16 protein-coding genes are annotated in these 17,610 nt (G+C 34.3%); all 16 read left to right on the forward strand.

From position 1 onward, the window contains the following. The 16 genes from R1T42_RS01395 to R1T42_RS01470 all read left to right on the forward strand — a co-directional run bounded on the left by R1T42_RS01395 (position 1) and on the right by R1T42_RS01470 (position 17,602). Entirely contained in the window at positions 1-909 is a 909-nt protein-coding gene (locus R1T42_RS01395; RefSeq protein WP_317291002.1) for a glycosyltransferase, read from the forward strand. Further along, positions 906-2,033: a glycosyltransferase gene (locus tag R1T42_RS01400; RefSeq protein WP_317291003.1), complete on the forward strand. Its 1,128-nt coding sequence runs from the start codon at positions 906-908 to the stop codon at positions 2,031-2,033. The genes R1T42_RS01395 and R1T42_RS01400 overlap by 4 nt, the downstream gene beginning before the upstream one ends. A 63-nt stretch (positions 2,034-2,096) precedes the next feature. Further along, on the forward strand, positions 2,097-3,266 hold the full coding sequence (locus tag R1T42_RS01405) for a cytidylyltransferase domain-containing protein (protein WP_317291004.1): 1,170 nt from the start codon (positions 2,097-2,099) through the stop codon (positions 3,264-3,266). Next, complete coding sequence (locus R1T42_RS01410) at positions 3,253-4,128, forward strand: N-acetylneuraminate synthase family protein (RefSeq protein ID WP_317291005.1); 876 nt, start codon at positions 3,253-3,255, stop codon at positions 4,126-4,128. Before R1T42_RS01405 ends, R1T42_RS01410 begins: the two co-directional genes overlap by 14 nt. Positions 4,129-4,173: 45 nt before the next feature. Further along, on the forward strand, positions 4,174-5,592 hold the full coding sequence (locus R1T42_RS01415; protein WP_317291006.1) for a glycosyltransferase family protein: 1,419 nt from the start codon (positions 4,174-4,176) through the stop codon (positions 5,590-5,592). Beyond that, entirely contained in the window at positions 5,589-6,527 is a 939-nt protein-coding gene (locus tag R1T42_RS01420; protein WP_317291007.1) for a hypothetical protein, read from the forward strand. Before R1T42_RS01415 ends, R1T42_RS01420 begins: the two co-directional genes overlap by 4 nt. A gap of 3 nt (positions 6,528-6,530) precedes the next feature. Continuing rightward, on the forward strand, positions 6,531-7,964 hold the full coding sequence (locus tag R1T42_RS01425; protein WP_317291008.1) for an MBOAT family O-acyltransferase: 1,434 nt from the start codon (positions 6,531-6,533) through the stop codon (positions 7,962-7,964). After that, a complete protein-coding gene (locus R1T42_RS01430; RefSeq protein WP_317291009.1) occupies positions 7,964-8,827 on the forward strand; it encodes a hypothetical protein in 864 nt (287 codons plus the stop codon). Before R1T42_RS01425 ends, R1T42_RS01430 begins: the two co-directional genes overlap by 1 nt. Next, positions 8,827-9,969: a glycosyltransferase family 4 protein gene (locus tag R1T42_RS01435; RefSeq protein WP_317291010.1), complete on the forward strand. Its 1,143-nt coding sequence runs from the start codon at positions 8,827-8,829 to the stop codon at positions 9,967-9,969. Before R1T42_RS01430 ends, R1T42_RS01435 begins: the two co-directional genes overlap by 1 nt. Further along, the gene (locus R1T42_RS01440; RefSeq protein ID WP_317291011.1) at positions 9,966-11,474 is read left to right on the forward strand and encodes a glycosyltransferase family 2 protein; all 1,509 of its coding nucleotides are present in this window, start codon (positions 9,966-9,968) and stop codon (positions 11,472-11,474) included. Before R1T42_RS01435 ends, R1T42_RS01440 begins: the two co-directional genes overlap by 4 nt. After that, the gene (locus tag R1T42_RS01445; RefSeq protein ID WP_317291012.1) at positions 11,461-12,462 is read left to right on the forward strand and encodes a glycosyltransferase family 2 protein; all 1,002 of its coding nucleotides are present in this window, start codon (positions 11,461-11,463) and stop codon (positions 12,460-12,462) included. Before R1T42_RS01440 ends, R1T42_RS01445 begins: the two co-directional genes overlap by 14 nt. Then, positions 12,462-13,010: a serine O-acetyltransferase gene (locus R1T42_RS01450; protein WP_317291013.1), complete on the forward strand. Its 549-nt coding sequence runs from the start codon at positions 12,462-12,464 to the stop codon at positions 13,008-13,010. The genes R1T42_RS01445 and R1T42_RS01450 overlap by 1 nt, the downstream gene beginning before the upstream one ends. Further along, positions 13,007-14,152 (forward strand): glycosyltransferase, encoded by a 1,146-nt coding sequence (locus tag R1T42_RS01455; protein WP_317291014.1) that lies wholly within the window; start codon positions 13,007-13,009, stop codon positions 14,150-14,152. Before R1T42_RS01450 ends, R1T42_RS01455 begins: the two co-directional genes overlap by 4 nt. Beyond that, a complete protein-coding gene (locus tag R1T42_RS01460; protein ID WP_317291015.1) occupies positions 14,149-15,216 on the forward strand; it encodes a glycosyltransferase in 1,068 nt (355 codons plus the stop codon). Before R1T42_RS01455 ends, R1T42_RS01460 begins: the two co-directional genes overlap by 4 nt. Further along, the gene (locus R1T42_RS01465; RefSeq protein ID WP_317291016.1) at positions 15,216-16,589 is read left to right on the forward strand and encodes an O-antigen ligase family protein; all 1,374 of its coding nucleotides are present in this window, start codon (positions 15,216-15,218) and stop codon (positions 16,587-16,589) included. Before R1T42_RS01460 ends, R1T42_RS01465 begins: the two co-directional genes overlap by 1 nt. Next, complete coding sequence (locus tag R1T42_RS01470) at positions 16,589-17,602, forward strand: glycosyltransferase family 4 protein (RefSeq protein ID WP_317291017.1); 1,014 nt, start codon at positions 16,589-16,591, stop codon at positions 17,600-17,602. Before R1T42_RS01465 ends, R1T42_RS01470 begins: the two co-directional genes overlap by 1 nt. Positions 17,603-17,610: the final 8 nt, after the last annotated feature.

Below are 17,610 nucleotides of genomic sequence, written 5' to 3' on the forward strand. Positions count from 1 at the left end.
ATGATATGTTCTAAAGATGAGCTTCTTACCGTCGTTGTTCTTACTTATAATCAAGAGCAGTTTATTCAACAAACCTTGGACGGTATTTTGAATCAAGAAACTGATTTTAGTTTTAGGATTTTAGTTTGTGATGACGGTTCACAAGATGATACACATTATATCTTAAAAAAATATCAGGAAAAATATCCAGCTATTGATCTTATTTTAAGGGATAAGAACATAGGAATATTACCCAATTTCATAGATGCCATAAGTAAATGCGATAAAGAGTTTATTGCATTTTGCGATGGAGATGACTACTGGATAGATAGAGAGAAATTAGCTACTCAAATAGATTACCTCAAAACACATAGAACAACAGACATTTTAGGAACTCAAGCCTCAATTTTGTTTCCTGATAACAAGTGGAAAGAACCACCACAAGTAGAACAAGTTAAAAGTTATAACTATGAAGACTTAATCGCTTCAAATATGCTTCTTGCATCTACAGTAGTTATGAGAAATAAACACGTTAATTTACCTCAATGGTTAATGAAGAGTTCTTATGGTGACTGGCCTTTATATTTATTATCTGTAGAAAATGGTCAAGATATAAGAGTGCTAAATAAAGTCACAACGGTTTATAGAAAGTCTATAGGAGTCACAAAAAAAACAGCAACAAGTGATATTAAATTTTTAAAAGCAGACTTGTATATTTATGAAAACCTGATGAAGAATCATTTGAAACACGATTGGGATGCAGTCTTAATAAATCAGATTTTTGAGAGAAACTATCTTTTAATGGGGAATTATAATCAACATTATTATTTTTTAAATTCTTTTAAGTTATTCATTCTCTTATTTTTTAATAATCTAAATCAGTCTGGTAGAATTTTTAAAAGATATTTTAAAACATTAATAAAAAGATGAAGATTCTCCTCGTTTCAATGAACTCTATTCACTTCCGTCGTTGGTCTGACCAGTTGCGAGATAGTGAATTTGACGTTTACTGGTTTGATGTGTTGGATCAAGGTTATGCACCATCTATGAGCTGGCTGACTCAAATCACGGGATGGAAAAAAGGATTTCTCAAAAAACGTGGTCGTACTTTTCTAAAAAGTAAGCTCCCTAAATTATTCAATGCGCTCGTTCATAAATTCGATAATCATGTGGAAGACGCTTTCGCGAAAGCGTTACAAGAAATCAAACCAGATATGGTGCATAGTTTTGCATTGTATATAAGTGCATCACCTATACTTTCTGTTATGCTTAAGAACAAGATTCCTTGGGCGTACTCATCATGGGGAAGTGATTTGTTTTACTATAAAAACAAACCAGATTACCTAAAAAGCATTCAAGCCGTGTTGCCACGAGTAAATTATATGTTTGCAGACTGTAAGCGCGATCAACAAATAGGAAATGAACTAGGTTTTAATGGAACTCATTTAGGAGTCTTTCCTGGTGGCGGTGGTTTTGATTTGGAATTAATTGAGAACTATAAAATCCCTTTTGAAAATCGTGAAATCATTGCTGTTAAAGGAAATCATAATCGCTCGGGAAGAGCCCTACAGGTATTAAAAGCATTAGAGCAACTTGGGGAACATATCGACCATTTAGAAGTTATTGTTTTTGGAGCTACTAATTCTCTAATTTTAAACTTTGAGACAGATCAGATTAAAAACCTAACTATAAAAGGGATTTTAAATCACGACCAAATACTGGAGCTTTTTGGGGAATCCTTAATTTATATTGGGAATTCAAACAGCGATGGAATGCCTAATACGCTACTAGAAGCTATTTGTTCTGGGGCTTTCCCTATTCAATCTAATCCTGGTGGAGCTACAGCTGAGCTTATAGAAAATGGCGCAAATGGATTGCTTATAGAAGAATGTGAAGATGTAGAACATATTCAAGCAATTATTCATAAAGCAATTTCTAATAAAACTCTTTTAGAAGTTGGAGTAGCTCATAATACAACTCATGTTTTACCTATGCTTAGTCATTATAAAATTACACAACAAGTCTTAAAAGCCTATACTTCGATTAACTGTTGATTATATTAAATTATATTAAGGTTATCGTCTTGATTCCTTAAATTTGCTCACAACCCTATATCTATGAAATCCATAGGATTTATCCCATTACGCGCAGGCTCAAAAGGCATACCAGGTAAAAACAAAAAGAAGCTTTTAGGAAGACCTCTTTTTTGCTGGACACTTGGTGAAGCCATTGCCTCAAATCTCGACGAGATTTACGTTTATACAGATGATCAAGACATACTATCTTTTATAGATAAAGAGTACCATTGGACTACTAAGGTAAAAGCGATAAAACGCAGCGATGCCAGCGCTACAGATACCGCAAGTACAGAACTAGCAATGATGGAATTTGTAAACAGCATTGATTCCACATTTGATTTATTCTGTTTACTTCAAGCGACTTCACCTTTTACCACTGCTGTTGATGTCAACAACTGTCTAGATGCCGTTGTAAATGGTAAGAATTATGACAGTGCCTTAACCGTCGTAAATTCACATCGATTCACCTGGCATGCAGACGGTACTCCTAAAAACTATGATATTTTTAATAGACCTCGTAGACAGGATTTCGAAGGACTATTAATTGAAAACGGTGCTTGTTATGTGACTACTGATTCCGCTTTACGCGAAAGCAAGAATAGAATAAGCGGTAATATAGCAACTGTCCCTATGCCTGAGGACAGTCTTACAGAGATTGATTCTTTAACCGACTGGAAAATAGTTGAAGAATTATTAGCAGCTCGATTAAAATCAAAGAAACAAAGCAACCGCATCACTCATTTAATTCTGGATGTAGATGGCGTCTTTACAGATGGTTGTATTTATTACGGTGCAGATGGTGAGCTGATGAAAAAATTTGACATGCGTGACGGAATGGGCCTAGAAATTCTACGTCAGTATGGAGTAGAGGTAATGGTCATGACTTCTGAGGATTCTCAAATAGTCGCAAGCCGAATGAAGAAATTAAAAATTAAAGACGTTTATCTAGGTGTAAAAGATAAATACAGTTTGCTCTCCAGGATAGTAACTGACAGGAACTTATCATTCTCTAACATTGCCTACATCGGTGATGACGTTAACGATATGGCAAATATTTGTGCCGCTGGCTGGTCATTTACTCCAGCAAATGCAACACAACCTATAAAAAATCACGCAGATGTCATTCTGCAAAACAATAGCGCCGAAGGAGCCATCCGTGAGGCTACAGAATTTATTATAAAATATAACAACCGATATGAGTCATTATAAAGCACCATATACCATTGCAGAGATAGGTGGAAACCATAAAGGCGATATGGAAATCGCAAAAGAGTTGATCAAAGTAGCTGCCATTTTTTGTAAAGTAGATGCGGTAAAGTTTCAAAAACGTCATAACATAGAATTGTTAACTAAAGAACAATACGAGGCACCGCATCCTAATCCAGTAAACTCATATGGAGATACTTATGGAGCGCATCGAGAATTTTTAGAATTTGATGTCAATCAGCATGCAGAATTGAAAGCCTATTGTGAAGAGGTTGGTATTACTTATTCCACAAGTGTATGGGATGTTACCAGTGCTAAAGAAATAGCAGGTCTAAATCCTGATTTTATTAAAATTCCTAGTGCTTGTAACAATCACTACGAAATGCTAGGCTGGTTGTGTGAAAACTATAAAGGAGAAATTCACTGTTCTACAGGAATGACTACTAAGGATGAGGTGGAAGAACTCGTAGCGTTTTTTGAAAAGCATCATCGTGCAAAAGATCTTGTGCTTTACAATTGTACTTCAGGTTATCCAGTACCATTTCCCGATGTGTGTTTACTAGATATCACCACCATGATTCAAAAATATGGTGATCGCGTTAAAACAATTGGGTTTTCTGGTCATCATTTAGGAATTGCTGTAGATGTTGCCGCATATACTCTAGGAGCAAATGTGGTAGAACGTCACTACACACTTGATAGAACGTGGAAAGGAACCGATCATAGCGCATCTCTAGAACCAGCAGGAATGAGAAAATTAGCTCGTGATTTAAAAGCCGTTTATCAAGCATTAGATTATAAAGCGACAGACATTTTACCTATTGAGCAAGTGCAACGTGATAAGTTGAAATTCCGTAAAGCTTAAATCGAACTCGAATTTAAATTCGAACTTGAAAAATACAACCGCACTGTGTCAATTTATAATTCTAAAAAGTCAAAAATATTCATTCTTTTCCCAGATGGAGTAGGACTACGCAATTTTGCGTTTACTCAATTCAAAGAAATCGGTGAGCAACAAGGCTTTGATATTACATATTGGAATAATACTGTTTTTTCTCTTGAAAAAGAGTTGGGCTATCCAGAATTAAAGATAGAAAGTACTAGAATACATCCTAAAACACCGGTAATCAATCATGCTCGTAAAAGAGTGGAGTTATCGCTTTCGCGAAAGCGGACTAAGGATAAGGTGTATCCTACCTACAGATTTCCACTAAGATGGAATGGTATTAAGAATATAGCTAAAAGTTCTTTTGTAAAGTTTCATGAAACCTTTAGCGCTACACCTAAAGGCTGGAAACGCTTAATGGATGACATGAATGCTGCCGAACGTTCTACACAACGGTATCAAGAAGTTAAGGCACAACTGGAAGAACACCGACCAAATCTGGTTTTTTGCACCACTCAACGAGCAACACAAGCTATAGCACCTATACTTGCTGCAAAAGATCTTGGGATTAAAACTGCGTGCTGGATTTACAGTTGGGATAATCTACCTAAAGGAATGACTACCATTGAAACTGATTATTATTTTGTTTGGTCAGATTTGATGAAATCGCAACTGCTAGAATATTACCCTAAAACCAGAGAAAAACAAATATTTGTTACAGGAACACCTCAATTTGAGCCTCATTATGATGCTTCTATATTGCTTTCGCGAAAGCGTTTTTGTGAAGGTCATGGTTTAAATGAAGACACTAAATACATCTGTTTTTCAGGAGATGATCAGACGACATCTCCGCTAGACCAATATTATTTAGAAGATACAGCTATCGCCATACGTAAGCTGCGTGAAGAAGGTCGAGATGTGGCGATTATTTATCGTAAAGTACCTATAGACTTTTCGGGTCGTTATGATAAGGTACTTGAAGAATATAAAGATGTCATTACACCTATAGATCCTTTATGGAAACCTATGGGAAGCCAGTGGAATCAAATAATGCCTACCAAAGATGATTTTACATTATTAGTGAATACTTGTCACCACAGTGAACTTGTGGTTAACATTTGCTCTAGTATGGTGTTTGATTTTGTGGCGCACGGTAAGCCCACTATTTATCCTAACTATGAGCAACCGCAACTCAAAAAAGGAATACGTGATATAGGACAAAATTATAAGTATGTCCACTTCCGTTCTATGCCAGATTATGATACATCGGTCATTTGGGCGATGAATAAGTCAGAAATATATGATGGAATTAAAGGACTGCTGGATGGTGATTTAGATCCAGTACCTATTACTAAAAAGTGGTATGGAATAGTTAATAAACCTGAATCTCCAGAAAAAGCGAGTGAACGTATATGGGATGGGATTAATAAAATAGTTACTTGAAGAAATTTTTTAATCATATATCAATTTTTTTTCTTGTCCTTATAATTGTGGGTTATGGTTTAGAACCTGTTATAGATTACGGGCTTCATAGTCTAGAAGGAAGTGTTTACGCAGAATGGCAAGATCTTGTAAATGGTAAAATTAATACAGATTTAATTGTAATGGGTAGTTCTAGAGGTGTGGTTAGCTATGACGCAATGATGATAGAAAAAGAGTTAGGTATTTCTAGTTTCAACCTAAGTTTTAATGCTGGCTCATATAATTTACAGCAGGCTAAAATGAACGCTTACTTGATAAGCAACAAGGTGCCAACAGTTATTTTTCAAAATATAGATTTAGCTCATTTGTCAAAAAGTGAAGTCATTCCGTTTGAGCAACAATTTATTACTTCCATTAATTCTTCTAACTATTTAGAAATCGATAAAAGATTATCAGGAAGTCTTAAAGACTTTAGATTCAAAGGAATTTCAAAATATTCAATTGATAGTAGAAGGTTGAAACTAAGTATTTTAAATTTATTATGTTTAGAACCTAATTATTTACGCAAAACGAAAGGTTATCATTCTGTAGATAAGAGTTATAAACCAGATACTTATAATCTAGCTCGATTAAATAATTCTGCCTCTGTTGATATGATATATGGGTTGGAAGAAACTATAAAATATTACCAACAAGAACGATTCAATAATACTGTTGTTTACATTATTTGGGCGCCAGAATATGAGGTAAGAAGAAAATTAAATGAAGAGCTTGCCCAGTCGGTTAAAGAAATTATTAAGTCTAAAATTATAGGTATTGAGAATATAAAATTTATCGATTTAAGAAATGATGAAATCGGTGACGATTTAAAGAACTATTACGATTCTTTTCATTTGAATGCGACGGGCTCTAAAATCTTCACTAAAAAGTTGATATCACAATTTAAGCAGTTTTAAAACATGTTTTTTAATTCCGTAGAATTTCTAATTTTTTTACCGCTATGTTTTTTAATCTACTGGTTCGTGGTAAACCGTAGTTTAAAACTACAGAACGCCTTTATTCTGCTAGCTAGTTATCTTTTTTATGGCTGGTGGGATTATCGATTTCTAGCTTTAATTGCTTTTAGTACAGTTGTAGATTATTTTATAGGACTCACCATTGATGAGTCGAACTCAAAGTCAAGAAAAAAGGCGCTGCTCTTCATATCATTAGTAGTGAATTTAGGGCTGTTAGGTTTCTTTAAATACTATAACTTCTTTGTAGACTCCTGGGTAGATGCTTTTGAATCCTTAGGTGTAGAAATACACCGTAGTACCTTGAATATAATACTACCGGTAGGAATTTCTTTTTATACGTTTCAAACGCTTAGTTACACTATAGATGTTTATAGAGAGAAATTGAAGCCGTCAAGAAACTTTATCAATTTTGCAGCTTACGTTGCTTTTTTTCCACAATTAGTAGCTGGACCTATTGAACGAGCTACAAATTTATTACCTCAATTTTCTAAAGGACGGGTGTTTAATGAAGAGCAAGGAATCTCTGGAGTTAACTTAATTCTTTGGGGACTTTTTCAAAAAATTGTGATAGCAGATAGTTGTGCACCTTATGTAAATAGCATTTTTGATAATTATGAAAGCATGAACAGTTTAAGTCTTATTTTAGGAGCTGTATACTTTGCATTTCAGATTTATGGAGATTTTGCAGGTTACTCAAACATAGCAATAGGGACTGCTAGATTGTTGGGGTTTGACTTAATGCGTAATTTTAATTATCCATATTTTTCAAGAGACATGGCAGAGTTCTGGAGGCGCTGGCATATCTCATTATCTACTTGGTTTAGGGACTATGTCTACATACCATTAGGTGGTTCTAGAGGATCTAAATGGGCGCAACTACGCAATGTGCTCATTATATTTATGGTAAGTGGCTTTTGGCATGGAGCTAATTGGACATTTGTGTTTTGGGGATTTTTACATGCTATATTTTTTATTCCAATTCTATTACTTGATAGAAACAGAAAAAATGTAAACCAAGTAAGCGAAAATAGAATTTTGCCTAGTTTAAAAGAATTTACCCAGATGTTGACTACTTTTAGTTTAGCTTGTTTAGCTTGGGTATTTTTCCGTGCTAATAGTATTACAGAAGCTTTTAATTATCTCAACAAAATAGTAGCGGATTTTAATTTTAACATCCAGTATTTAAATATAGAACGCTACAACGTGGAAATGTTATTGATTCTATTAATATTTATATTAATAGAATGGTTTCATAGAAATCAAGAACATCCTTTTACGGGTAGGTGGAAGTGGTTTAAAATCGCAGGAATACTTATTATGTTACTTACTCTAGGTGTTTATTCAAAACATCAAGATTTTATATATTTTCAATTCTAATGAGCCGTTTTTCTAAATATATCTTATGGATGTTGTTGATTCTAGGAATTATCTTCTTAGCTGCTGATTACATTTATGATTATATATTCCTCAACACTAGTCCAAGAGATAAAGTGCAACTGGCTATAAAGCAAAAACAAGGTCACGTAGATTACTTATTTCTAGGTAATTCAAGAGTTGAAAACTATATAGATTGCTCTATCATTGAAAAAAGAACGGGTAAAACTTGTGAGAATTTTGGGGTGAGTGGTAGCTCCTATCAAGATTCCTATGTGTTGCTTAGTTTACTAAAAGAAAACGGACTAACCTATAGTCATCTATTTATTCAACTTGATGCATCGGTGAAAAATGAAACTATGACTAAAAGCTTTAAGGCCTCATTAGTTCCATTTATAGATTCCAGTATTCAAATGAAAGATGTAGAATTAAAACTATCCTGGTCCGAAAAGAATATTCCATTCTATCAATATGCTAAGTATGATTATTTATATGGTATGAGAGCATGTTTTGCGCAACTGTATAAAAATAAGCGTGACGATGTTAGTCTAGGGTTTATTCCGCAATATGGTGTAGGGGATAATTATGCTAATCAAATTGTGCTGTCTGGATTAAAAAACAAATATGTGAAATACCTAAAAGAAGATGCTATTCAAGATCAGGCAAGTATTCATTTTTATACATCACCTTATTGTGCTAAAATGAAGAATACATTTGCCTTCAATAAATTTAAGGATGACTATAAAGATTATATCAATTACGCCTCTTTTTATAAAAATGAAGATTACTTTGCAAATTGTACGCATATGAATTTCCAGGGTGCACAAATTTTTACTAGACAACTCATTAAAGATTTTAATTTATAATGCATATTGCTTTTCTTACACCAGAATATCCACATCGAAAAACCAGTCACTCTGGCGGTATGGGGACGAGTATTAAGAATTTAGTAACTCGATTAATTCAAAAGGAACATGAGGTAAGTGTGATTGTATATGGTCAAGAGCGTGATGAGGTGTTTAATGAGCTTGGCATTCATTATCATCTTGTCTCTCAAAAAAACTATAAAATCGGTGGCTTTTATTTTTACCGTAAACACATTGAGAAATATATTAATAAACATCTTAAGGACGTAGACCTTTTAGAGGCACCAGACTGGACAGGAATTACTGCCTTCATGAATTTAAAAACGCCATTAGTAATACGTTTTCATGGTAGCGATACATACTTCTGTCATATTGAGAAAAGAGCTCAAAAGAAAAAGAATAAATTCTTTGAGTTTAATGCTATTTCAAAGGCTCAAGCTTTTATAGCACCTACTAATTATGCAGGAGTGACTTCTATTAAACTGTTTAATCAATCAATGGAATTACTTAAGGTAATCCCATACGGACTAGATTTAAGCCAGTTTGTAAATAATGATATTTCAATTTATGAGCCTTTTACTATTCTTAATGTAGGAACCATAATTCGTAAAAAAGGAGTTTTCCAACTTGTTCAGGTATTTGAGAAAGTGTTAGAACAATTTCCACAGGCTAGGCTTACTTTTATCGGTGGTGATAGTAATGATGTGAAAACAGGCGCCACTTCAACTTGGAAATTAATACAAGGTCAAACTCAGGCACATGTACTTGAAAAAATAAACTATTTAGGTAAAGTACCCTATGCTCATGTGCAAAACAGTATTAAAAACGCACATGTATGCGTATTTCCATCCCTAGCCGAAACGCTGGGTATGGTAACGATTGAATCTATGGCTATGGGGAAAGCAGTAGTAAATACAAATATAGGTTGGGCAAAAGACCTCATAAAAGATGGAGAAGATGGTTATATGCACCATCCAGATGATATAGATAGTTATGTGAGTATTATTTGTAAACTCTTAGGAGATAAAAATGAAGTTACCCGTATAGGTCGAAATGCCATTAAAAGTGTTACGGCGAAATTTAATATAGATGATCTAGTAGATGAAAATGTGAAGTTCTATCAATCAATTTTAGAATCATGATCATTATTGTGACGCATAGTAATCCTAAACTAGATAAAGGGTATTTCAATGGAGATGAAATTGAATTATCAACTGGATCTACGTTTGAACATTTACAAGAACTTGCTCGCAAATTTCCTAACGAGCATATAGGGTGGACTGTTAGAAAGCGTCCTGAATCAGACTGGGATGAATTAGTCCAAAAGGCAACGGTTCCATATAAAGTATTGAGTAGAGGAGCAGTACCTGCCTTTTTATCTAACTCCATAGATTATGTAGAGGATACACCTTTTATAAACTTTGTAGATGATCAATGGTATCCTACCTGGTTGATGAGTGAAGATATGGGATTAATTCATGCCAGCGTTTTACAACAAGAGTTGACCTTTAAATCTTCAGGAAAATGGATTTATGATTTGAATCTTTTTACAAAATCAGTACAATCTCAAGGATTATTTTGCTATTCTCAACTTACAGCATCAACAACACAAAAGAAATATTCAGACGTTTATTCTTTTATAGCCCAAACTAAAAAGAAATCATGGATTTTCTTCTTGCTACTTTGTCACGTTTGGTATGAACAGCGCTTTCCTTTCTATGCTTTAATGAAAGCAATCTTGAAAAAGCAATTAAGCCTAACACTGGATTTTGAATCAATTCATAATAATTTATATTGTGATCATATAAAAAAACAGTACGACGTTGTTATTCCCACAATGGGTCGAGTAACTTATCTTAAAGATGTTTTACTGGACCTAAGTAAACAGGTTATTAGACCACAAAAGGTAATTATTTTTGAACAAAATGGAGATACAAATTCTAGTTCAGATCTAGATTATTTAAAAACAGAAGAATGGCCTTTTGAAATTGTACATGAGTTTATTCATCAAACTGGTGCCTGTAATGCTAGGAATAAAGCGATTATGCGCACTAAGGCTCCATGGGTATTATTCTTTGATGATGATGTGCGTGTTACAACTGACTTTACAACTCAAATAATAGAAGAATTAAATAGAACTGATACAAAGGTCCTGACATTTTCATGTCTTCAAAAAGGAGAGCAAGAGAATAGAAAAGTAGTTAGTCAGTGGAGCGCATTTGGTTCAGGTTGCTCCATTGTTCATAGAGAAGTTGTAGAAAAGTGTTCTTTTGATGCTGCGCTTGAGCATGGTTATGGAGAAGATACGGATTATGGAATGCAAATACGTAATGCAGGTTATGACGTTATTTATGCACCTCAAATTCAAATGTTACATTTAAAGGCGCCTGTAGGAGGATTTAGAAAACCACATGTTTTTCCGTGGGAAGGAGATGTCGTTTTACCTAAACCATCTCCACAAATTATGTATCATCGTACTAAGAATTCTACTCTGCAACAACTGAGAGGATTTAAAGTCACCTTGTTTATTAAGTTCTATAGAGATTATTCCATTAAAAATCCTATCGCTTATTATAAATACTTTAAAAAAGCGTGGAGTAAAAGTCTCTATTGGTCACAAAAATTAGTGGAAGATGCAACAGTATAAATTAAGTCTCATCATATGCACCTATATGCGGCCAGAACCTCTAAATAGGTTATTGGAGTCTGTCATGTCGCAAACTCAAGTGCCTGATGAGATTTTAATTATCGATGGTTCTACAGATGATGATACGGGATCTCGCTTTCGCGAAAGCGGAAACAATATTATAAAATATCACAAAGTGCCGCCAGATCATCGTGGTCTTACCAAACAACGTAATTATGGTATTGAACGAGTGCAAGGTGATATGGATATTGTCGCTTTCTTAGATGACGACACGATTCTGAATGATGATTATTTTGAAAGACTTTTGGGAACCTACTCTCGATTTCCAAAAGCAGTAGGAGTAGGTGGTTACATTACAAACGAAGTTTCTTGGGAAGAATCATCAAAAGAAAATCCAGCAGATTTAAACTACTATTATTACGATGGTTATAGGAGAGTTGAGAGTAGTCGTTACAAACTAAGAAGAAAATTAGGACTGGCTCAAACGACACAACCTGCTGTTTATCCAGAGTTTGGCCATGGTAGATCTATAAGTTTCTTGCCTCCATCTGGTAAAATTTATGAAGTAGAACAGTTAATGGGTGGTGTTTCTAGTTTTCCTCTTGCTGTTTTAAAAGAGCATAAGTTTTCAGAATATTTTGAAGGTTACGGCCTTTATGAAGATGCAGATTTTACATTGCGATTATCTCATATAGGAGATTTGTATGTAAATACAGCAGCCCAATTAGAACACCACCACGACGCAGCGGGAAGACCTAATAAGTATAGATATGGGAAAATGGTAGTGCGCAATGGCTGGTATGTGTGGCGTGTTAAGCATCCCAATCCATCGTTTAAAAACAAAGTGAAATGGTATCAAATCACCATTTTGCTTACTGCTATTAGATTTCTCAATATCTTTACTACTAGTGAACGTAAAGAAGCTTTTACAGAGGCGATGGGTAGAACCGTTGGGATCCTAAGTTTGCTATTCAATAAACCTAATTAATGAAGTTTTCAAAAGACATTAAACGATATACAGATTACAGTGGTAAGTCTGCATTAATCATGTTGTTGACTCAGCAAGGATTATGGGCGTTACTACAGTATCGTTTCTTCAATTGGATTTATACTTCTAGATGGCCTAAAGTAGTAAAATGGCCTTTATTAGGGATAGGAGTCCTTAAATTGAAAGGTATTGAAGTGTTGACAGGGATAACCATTCCATATAGCGCAACCATTGGAGAAGGTTTTTACATAGGTCATCATTCAGGGATTATTATTAATGCCAATGCTGTAATCGGTGTGAACTGTAATATCTCTCAAGGAGTAACGATAGGAGTGAGCGGTCGTGGAGAAAATCGAGGTGTGCCAGTCATAGGCGATCACGTATATATAGGAGCCAATGCTACTATTGCTGGCAATATCATTGTAGGCAATAAAGCGGTTATAGGTGCTAACAGTTTAGTTATTAAAGATGTGGCAGAAGGCACAACTGTTTTAGGGGTTCCAGCCATAAAAGTTAGTGATAAAGACTCAGCCGACTATATTTTATGAAACTGCTCATTATATCAGACGCTCCTATTTTGCGTCTCTCAGATAAAAAAGAAGCATATGCACCATATGTTCGTGAGATGGATTTATGGATGCAGCATGCTAGCGATATTTCATTTGTATGTCCTACGCGATATCAACGCAAACTATTAACACAGCCTTTTCAAGAACAAGATTTTAAAATAACTTCCCTCAGGCGATTAGAGTTTCATAACATTATTTCGGCATTAATTTCGTTAATCACAATTCCTTATCAGACTATTATTTTATGGAATGCCATGCGCAAAGCAGATCATATCCATGTAAGATGTCCAGGGAATTTGGCTTTACTTGCCAGCATTGTTCAAATTACGCTTCCGCGAAAGCGTAAAACTATAAAGTACGCAGGTAATTTTAGTCCTAATGCATCTCAACCTCTTTCTTACAGATGGCAGAAGCGAATATTGTCAAATACTAGTCTGTCTAAAAATATCGATGTATTAGTTTATGGAAAATGGAGTGGTCAGTCTAGAAATATCAAATCGTTTTTTACAGCAACCTATTCAGAAAGGGATAAGAAATACTTTAAAAAAGAGTTTAAAGAACCACTACAATTTATTTTTGTAGGGACACTTTCTCCTAATAAGAATCCGCAATTATTAGTCGAACTTATTAAGCTATTGAATCATAAAGGAATAGTATCTCAAGCTCATTTTTATGGAGATGGTATTTTAATGGATAAGCTTAAAAATGAAAGTTCATTAATTGAAGTAAATAGTTTAAACGGCTCAGAAAAAACTTTTTATTTCTATGGTAATCAACCTAAGGAAGTAGTTCAGAATGGTTATAAAAAAGCGCATTTTTCATTTCTTGCCTCACAAAGTGAAGGCTGGCCCAAGGCTGTTGCAGAATCTATGTGGTATGGTTGCATTCCTATTGCGACAGCAGTAAGTTGTGTCCCATGGATGTTAGGTGTAAGTGATAATAAAAGTTTAGGTTCTAGAGGTATTATTTTCACAGATATAGACAACACCATTGAAATTATAAGACAATTTTTAAATCAACAAGAAGACATCAATTTATTATCTCAAAACGCACAAGAGTGGTCACAAGATTATACATTAGAGAGGTTTGAAGATGAAATAGTTAAATTGCTTCGTTCATGAGAATCATTCAAATCATAGATAGTCTCGATGCTGGTGGAGCTGAGCGTATGGCGGTGCAAATTGCAAACGAATTGCAAATCGCAGGACATGAATCGCACATATGTGTTACAAGAAGAGAAGGATTACTTATAAAAACAATTAATGATGAGGTAGGTTATCTATTTATAGAAAAAAAAGGTAAGCTAGGTATTAAGGCGATGACCAAGTTGAAAACCTATATTGTTAAAAATAATATTGATACAGTTCATGCGCATAGCACATCATTTTTTACAGCAACAATTATAAAATGGTGGATACCTTCTGTTAAGTTTATATGGCATGACCATTATGGTAATGCTGAAGATCTAGATAATCGTAAAGTTGGTTTCTTAAGGAAATCCTCACGTTTTTTTGATGGGATTATAAGTGTGAATCAAATTTTGAAAGATTGGTCTATCCGTAATTTGAAACCTTCAAAAGTTATTTATTTAAGAAATTTTGTTTCTAATTCCCTAGAACAGCAACTATTAAAACCGTTACCTGGTTCATCAGGTAAACGAATAGTACATTTGGCAAATCTGAGGCCTCAAAAAGATCATACAACTTTAATTAAAGCATTTCAAGAAGTAACTAAAAATACTACCGGATGGAATCTATTACTAGTCGGAATGGATTTTCAAGATGACTATGCTCGAAACATTAAATCTACAATAGAGGACTTAAAATTAGATGAACACATACACTTGTTAGGTTCTCGAGAAGATACGATTGCAATTCTAAAAGCATGTGATTTAGGAGTGTTGTCCTCAAAGTCTGAAGGTTTGCCGGTGGCAATACTAGAATATGGACTTGCAGGTTTACCTGTTGTGACAACAGATGTAGGAGCTTGTAAAGAAGTGGTGTTGAGTTATGGTAAGGTAGTACCGTCTCAAGATATCAATTCGTTATCTCAAGCCATTCAAGAATTTATAGATAATCCTGAAGAAGCAAAATCAATGGCTCACTCTTACCAACAACATGTAATGACTACCTTTGGAGCTGCTTCTTACATCGAGAAGTTAGAGACTTTTTATAGTTCCTTATAATGATTCAATTTGAGAAATTACCATATCCGTTATTGATTGCTGGTCATATCATTTTGACCATATTCATGATTACAGTACCATTTTTGATTCCGTTGTTTTTTTATGCCTCCATTATTTATTTTGGACTTAGGGTTTTATTACAAAAAGATTCAGGTCAAGAAGCACTTTTAGCCTGCGCTTACTTAGTGACTTTAGAGGTTTTCTTAAGGATGAATCAAGCCTTAATCTTTTATGAATTTATGAAATACCTAGTCATCGTTTTTATGATTATGGGGATTATCATGAGAGGTTTTTCATTAAAGTCCATTCCCTATGTTTTTTATCTTTTGTTATTAATACCTAGTATAATTGTTGCTGCTGGAAATATTCCTTTAGGTGAAAGCTTGCGTAAAGCTGTAGCATTTAATTTAAGTGGCCCAGTAACTTTAGGGATAACTGCGATTTACTGTTATCAAAGGTCAATTACAAATACGAGATTAGATCAAATATTAAAACTTTGTGTGGGACCTGTAGTTATGATAACCACGTATTTATTCTTAGTAACGCCAGATATTAGAGATGTGGTAACTAATACGGCTTCAAACTTTGCGACATCTGGAGGATATGGTCCTAATCAAGTAGCTACAGTGTTAGGGATAGGTATGTTTATCACCTTTGTTCGTTTCTTACGTATTAAGAATTTAATGATTAATATTTTAGATATTGTTCTCTTTCTAGCCATGACTTATCGGGCTTGGGTGACTTTTTCCAGAGGTGGCGTTTACACCTCATTCTTAATGATTATAGCGGTGATTGGAACTTTGTTTCTTTTAAAAAGAAGCGAATTCAGAGCTTCTTTTATTCCAAAGCTTGCGGTTGTTGGATTAGGTTTAATAATGGCTTGGGGTTTTACCTCACTAGTAACAAATGGGCTGATTGATAAGCGCTATGCAAATGAAGATGCTGCTGGTCGTGCTAAAGATGATTTGTCAACTGGACGTACTGAGCTTATATCAATTGAATTAGAAGCTTTTTTTGAAAATCCTATTGCAGGTATAGGTGCTGGACAGGTAAAGTATTATAGAGCAAAAAAAGATGGAATTATAGCTGCATCACATAATGAAACCAGTAGATTACTTTCAGAACATGGAGCTATTGGGATTTTCTCTTTGTTAGTTTTAATATTTACACCATTGTTTTTTAGGCTTTTTCATCGAGGTAATATTTACTTCTATGCTTTTTTAATTTTTTGGATAGCAACTATAAATCATAGTGCGATGCGTATTGCAGCACCAGCATTTTTCTATGGAATGGCTTTATTATATGTTAGACCTATGAAAATTAAAAAGAAAATATCAACTGTAAATATTACAGATAATGCCCTTCTCGTCTAATGAAAAACATTCTGTATATAGGGAATAAGTTAGCTGGTAAAGGACGCACTGCCACAACGATCGATATACTTGGACCTTTGCTTCAAAAAGAAGGTTTTAATTTGAGATACGCATCTTCCGTAAAAAATACCAATGCTAGATTATTACATATGATGCGTCTAACTTTTTTAAGTAGAAACTGGGCACATTATGTCTTAATTGACACTTATAGTACTCGTAATTTTTGGTATGCTATAACAATCGGGCGGTTATGTAAATCTTTAAAAATCAAATATATTCCTATACTTCATGGTGGTAACTTACCAGATCGATTAAGTAAAAATCCTAAAGCTATTCAAGCTTTTATTAATAATGCTCATACTGTGGTGAGTCCTAGTGATTATTTGATAGACGCTTTCGCGAAAGCGGATTTTAAACAACTTGTTAAAATACCTAATCATATCGATTTAAATAAATATTCATTTAAGTTGAGATCTGAGATACAACCTAGATTATTATGGGTTAGGTCTTTTGCTGATATTTATAATCCTGAAATGGCTTTAGAAGTTCTCGATTTGATATCTGAAAATTATCCCGATGCCAAATTATGTATGGTCGGACCGGATAAGGATGGGTCGATGAAGAATTGTATTTCAATAGCAGCTCAAAAGAATTTATCGGTAGAATTTACTGGTTTGCTTGATAAAGAAGATTGGATATCATTGAGTAAAAACTATGATCTATTTATAAACACCTCTAATTTTGATAATCTACCAGTAAGTGTCATTGAAGCCATGGCATTAGGATTGCCAGTAATATCTACAAATGTAGGCGGTATTCCATTCTTAATAAAACATGGTGAAAATGGATTTCTAACGCCACCTTTTAAGGCTGTTGAAATGGCTAACCATATTAATGACTTGTTAGAGAATAATCATTTAGTTACGAGTATCGCTCAAAATGCCATGGCAACTGCTGAAAATTTCAACTGGGATAAAGTTAAAGGATTATGGCTTCAATTATTTGAAGGGTAATCTTATCT

The sequence above is a fragment of the Nonlabens ulvanivorans genome (assembly GCF_032922765.1).
Taxonomy (GTDB): Bacteria; Bacteroidota; Bacteroidia; order Flavobacteriales; family Flavobacteriaceae; genus Nonlabens; species Nonlabens ulvanivorans.

What these genes read in the sequence shown, in the direction of transcription:
- R1T42_RS01395 (WP_317291002.1), top strand. Translation starts at nt 1, where the DNA reads ATGATATGTTCTAAAGATGAGCTTCTTACCGTCGTTGTTCTTACTTAT.
- R1T42_RS01400 (WP_317291003.1), top strand. Translation starts at nt 906, where the DNA reads ATGAAGATTCTCCTCGTTTCAATGAACTCTATTCACTTCCGTCGTTGG.
- R1T42_RS01405 (WP_317291004.1), top strand. Translation starts at nt 2,097, where the DNA reads ATGAAATCCATAGGATTTATCCCATTACGCGCAGGCTCAAAAGGCATA.
- R1T42_RS01410 (WP_317291005.1), top strand. Translation starts at nt 3,253, where the DNA reads ATGAGTCATTATAAAGCACCATATACCATTGCAGAGATAGGTGGAAAC.
- R1T42_RS01425 (WP_317291008.1), top strand. Translation starts at nt 6,531, where the DNA reads ATGTTTTTTAATTCCGTAGAATTTCTAATTTTTTTACCGCTATGTTTT.
- R1T42_RS01430 (WP_317291009.1), top strand. Translation starts at nt 7,964, where the DNA reads ATGAGCCGTTTTTCTAAATATATCTTATGGATGTTGTTGATTCTAGGA.
- R1T42_RS01435 (WP_317291010.1), top strand. Translation starts at nt 8,827, where the DNA reads ATGCATATTGCTTTTCTTACACCAGAATATCCACATCGAAAAACCAGT.
- R1T42_RS01440 (WP_317291011.1), top strand. Translation starts at nt 9,966, where the DNA reads ATGATCATTATTGTGACGCATAGTAATCCTAAACTAGATAAAGGGTAT.
- R1T42_RS01445 (WP_317291012.1), top strand. Translation starts at nt 11,461, where the DNA reads ATGCAACAGTATAAATTAAGTCTCATCATATGCACCTATATGCGGCCA.
- R1T42_RS01450 (WP_317291013.1), top strand. Translation starts at nt 12,462, where the DNA reads ATGAAGTTTTCAAAAGACATTAAACGATATACAGATTACAGTGGTAAG.
- R1T42_RS01455 (WP_317291014.1), top strand. Translation starts at nt 13,007, where the DNA reads ATGAAACTGCTCATTATATCAGACGCTCCTATTTTGCGTCTCTCAGAT.
- R1T42_RS01460 (WP_317291015.1), top strand. Translation starts at nt 14,149, where the DNA reads ATGAGAATCATTCAAATCATAGATAGTCTCGATGCTGGTGGAGCTGAG.
- R1T42_RS01465 (WP_317291016.1), top strand. Translation starts at nt 15,216, where the DNA reads ATGATTCAATTTGAGAAATTACCATATCCGTTATTGATTGCTGGTCAT.
- R1T42_RS01470 (WP_317291017.1), top strand. Translation starts at nt 16,589, where the DNA reads ATGAAAAACATTCTGTATATAGGGAATAAGTTAGCTGGTAAAGGACGC.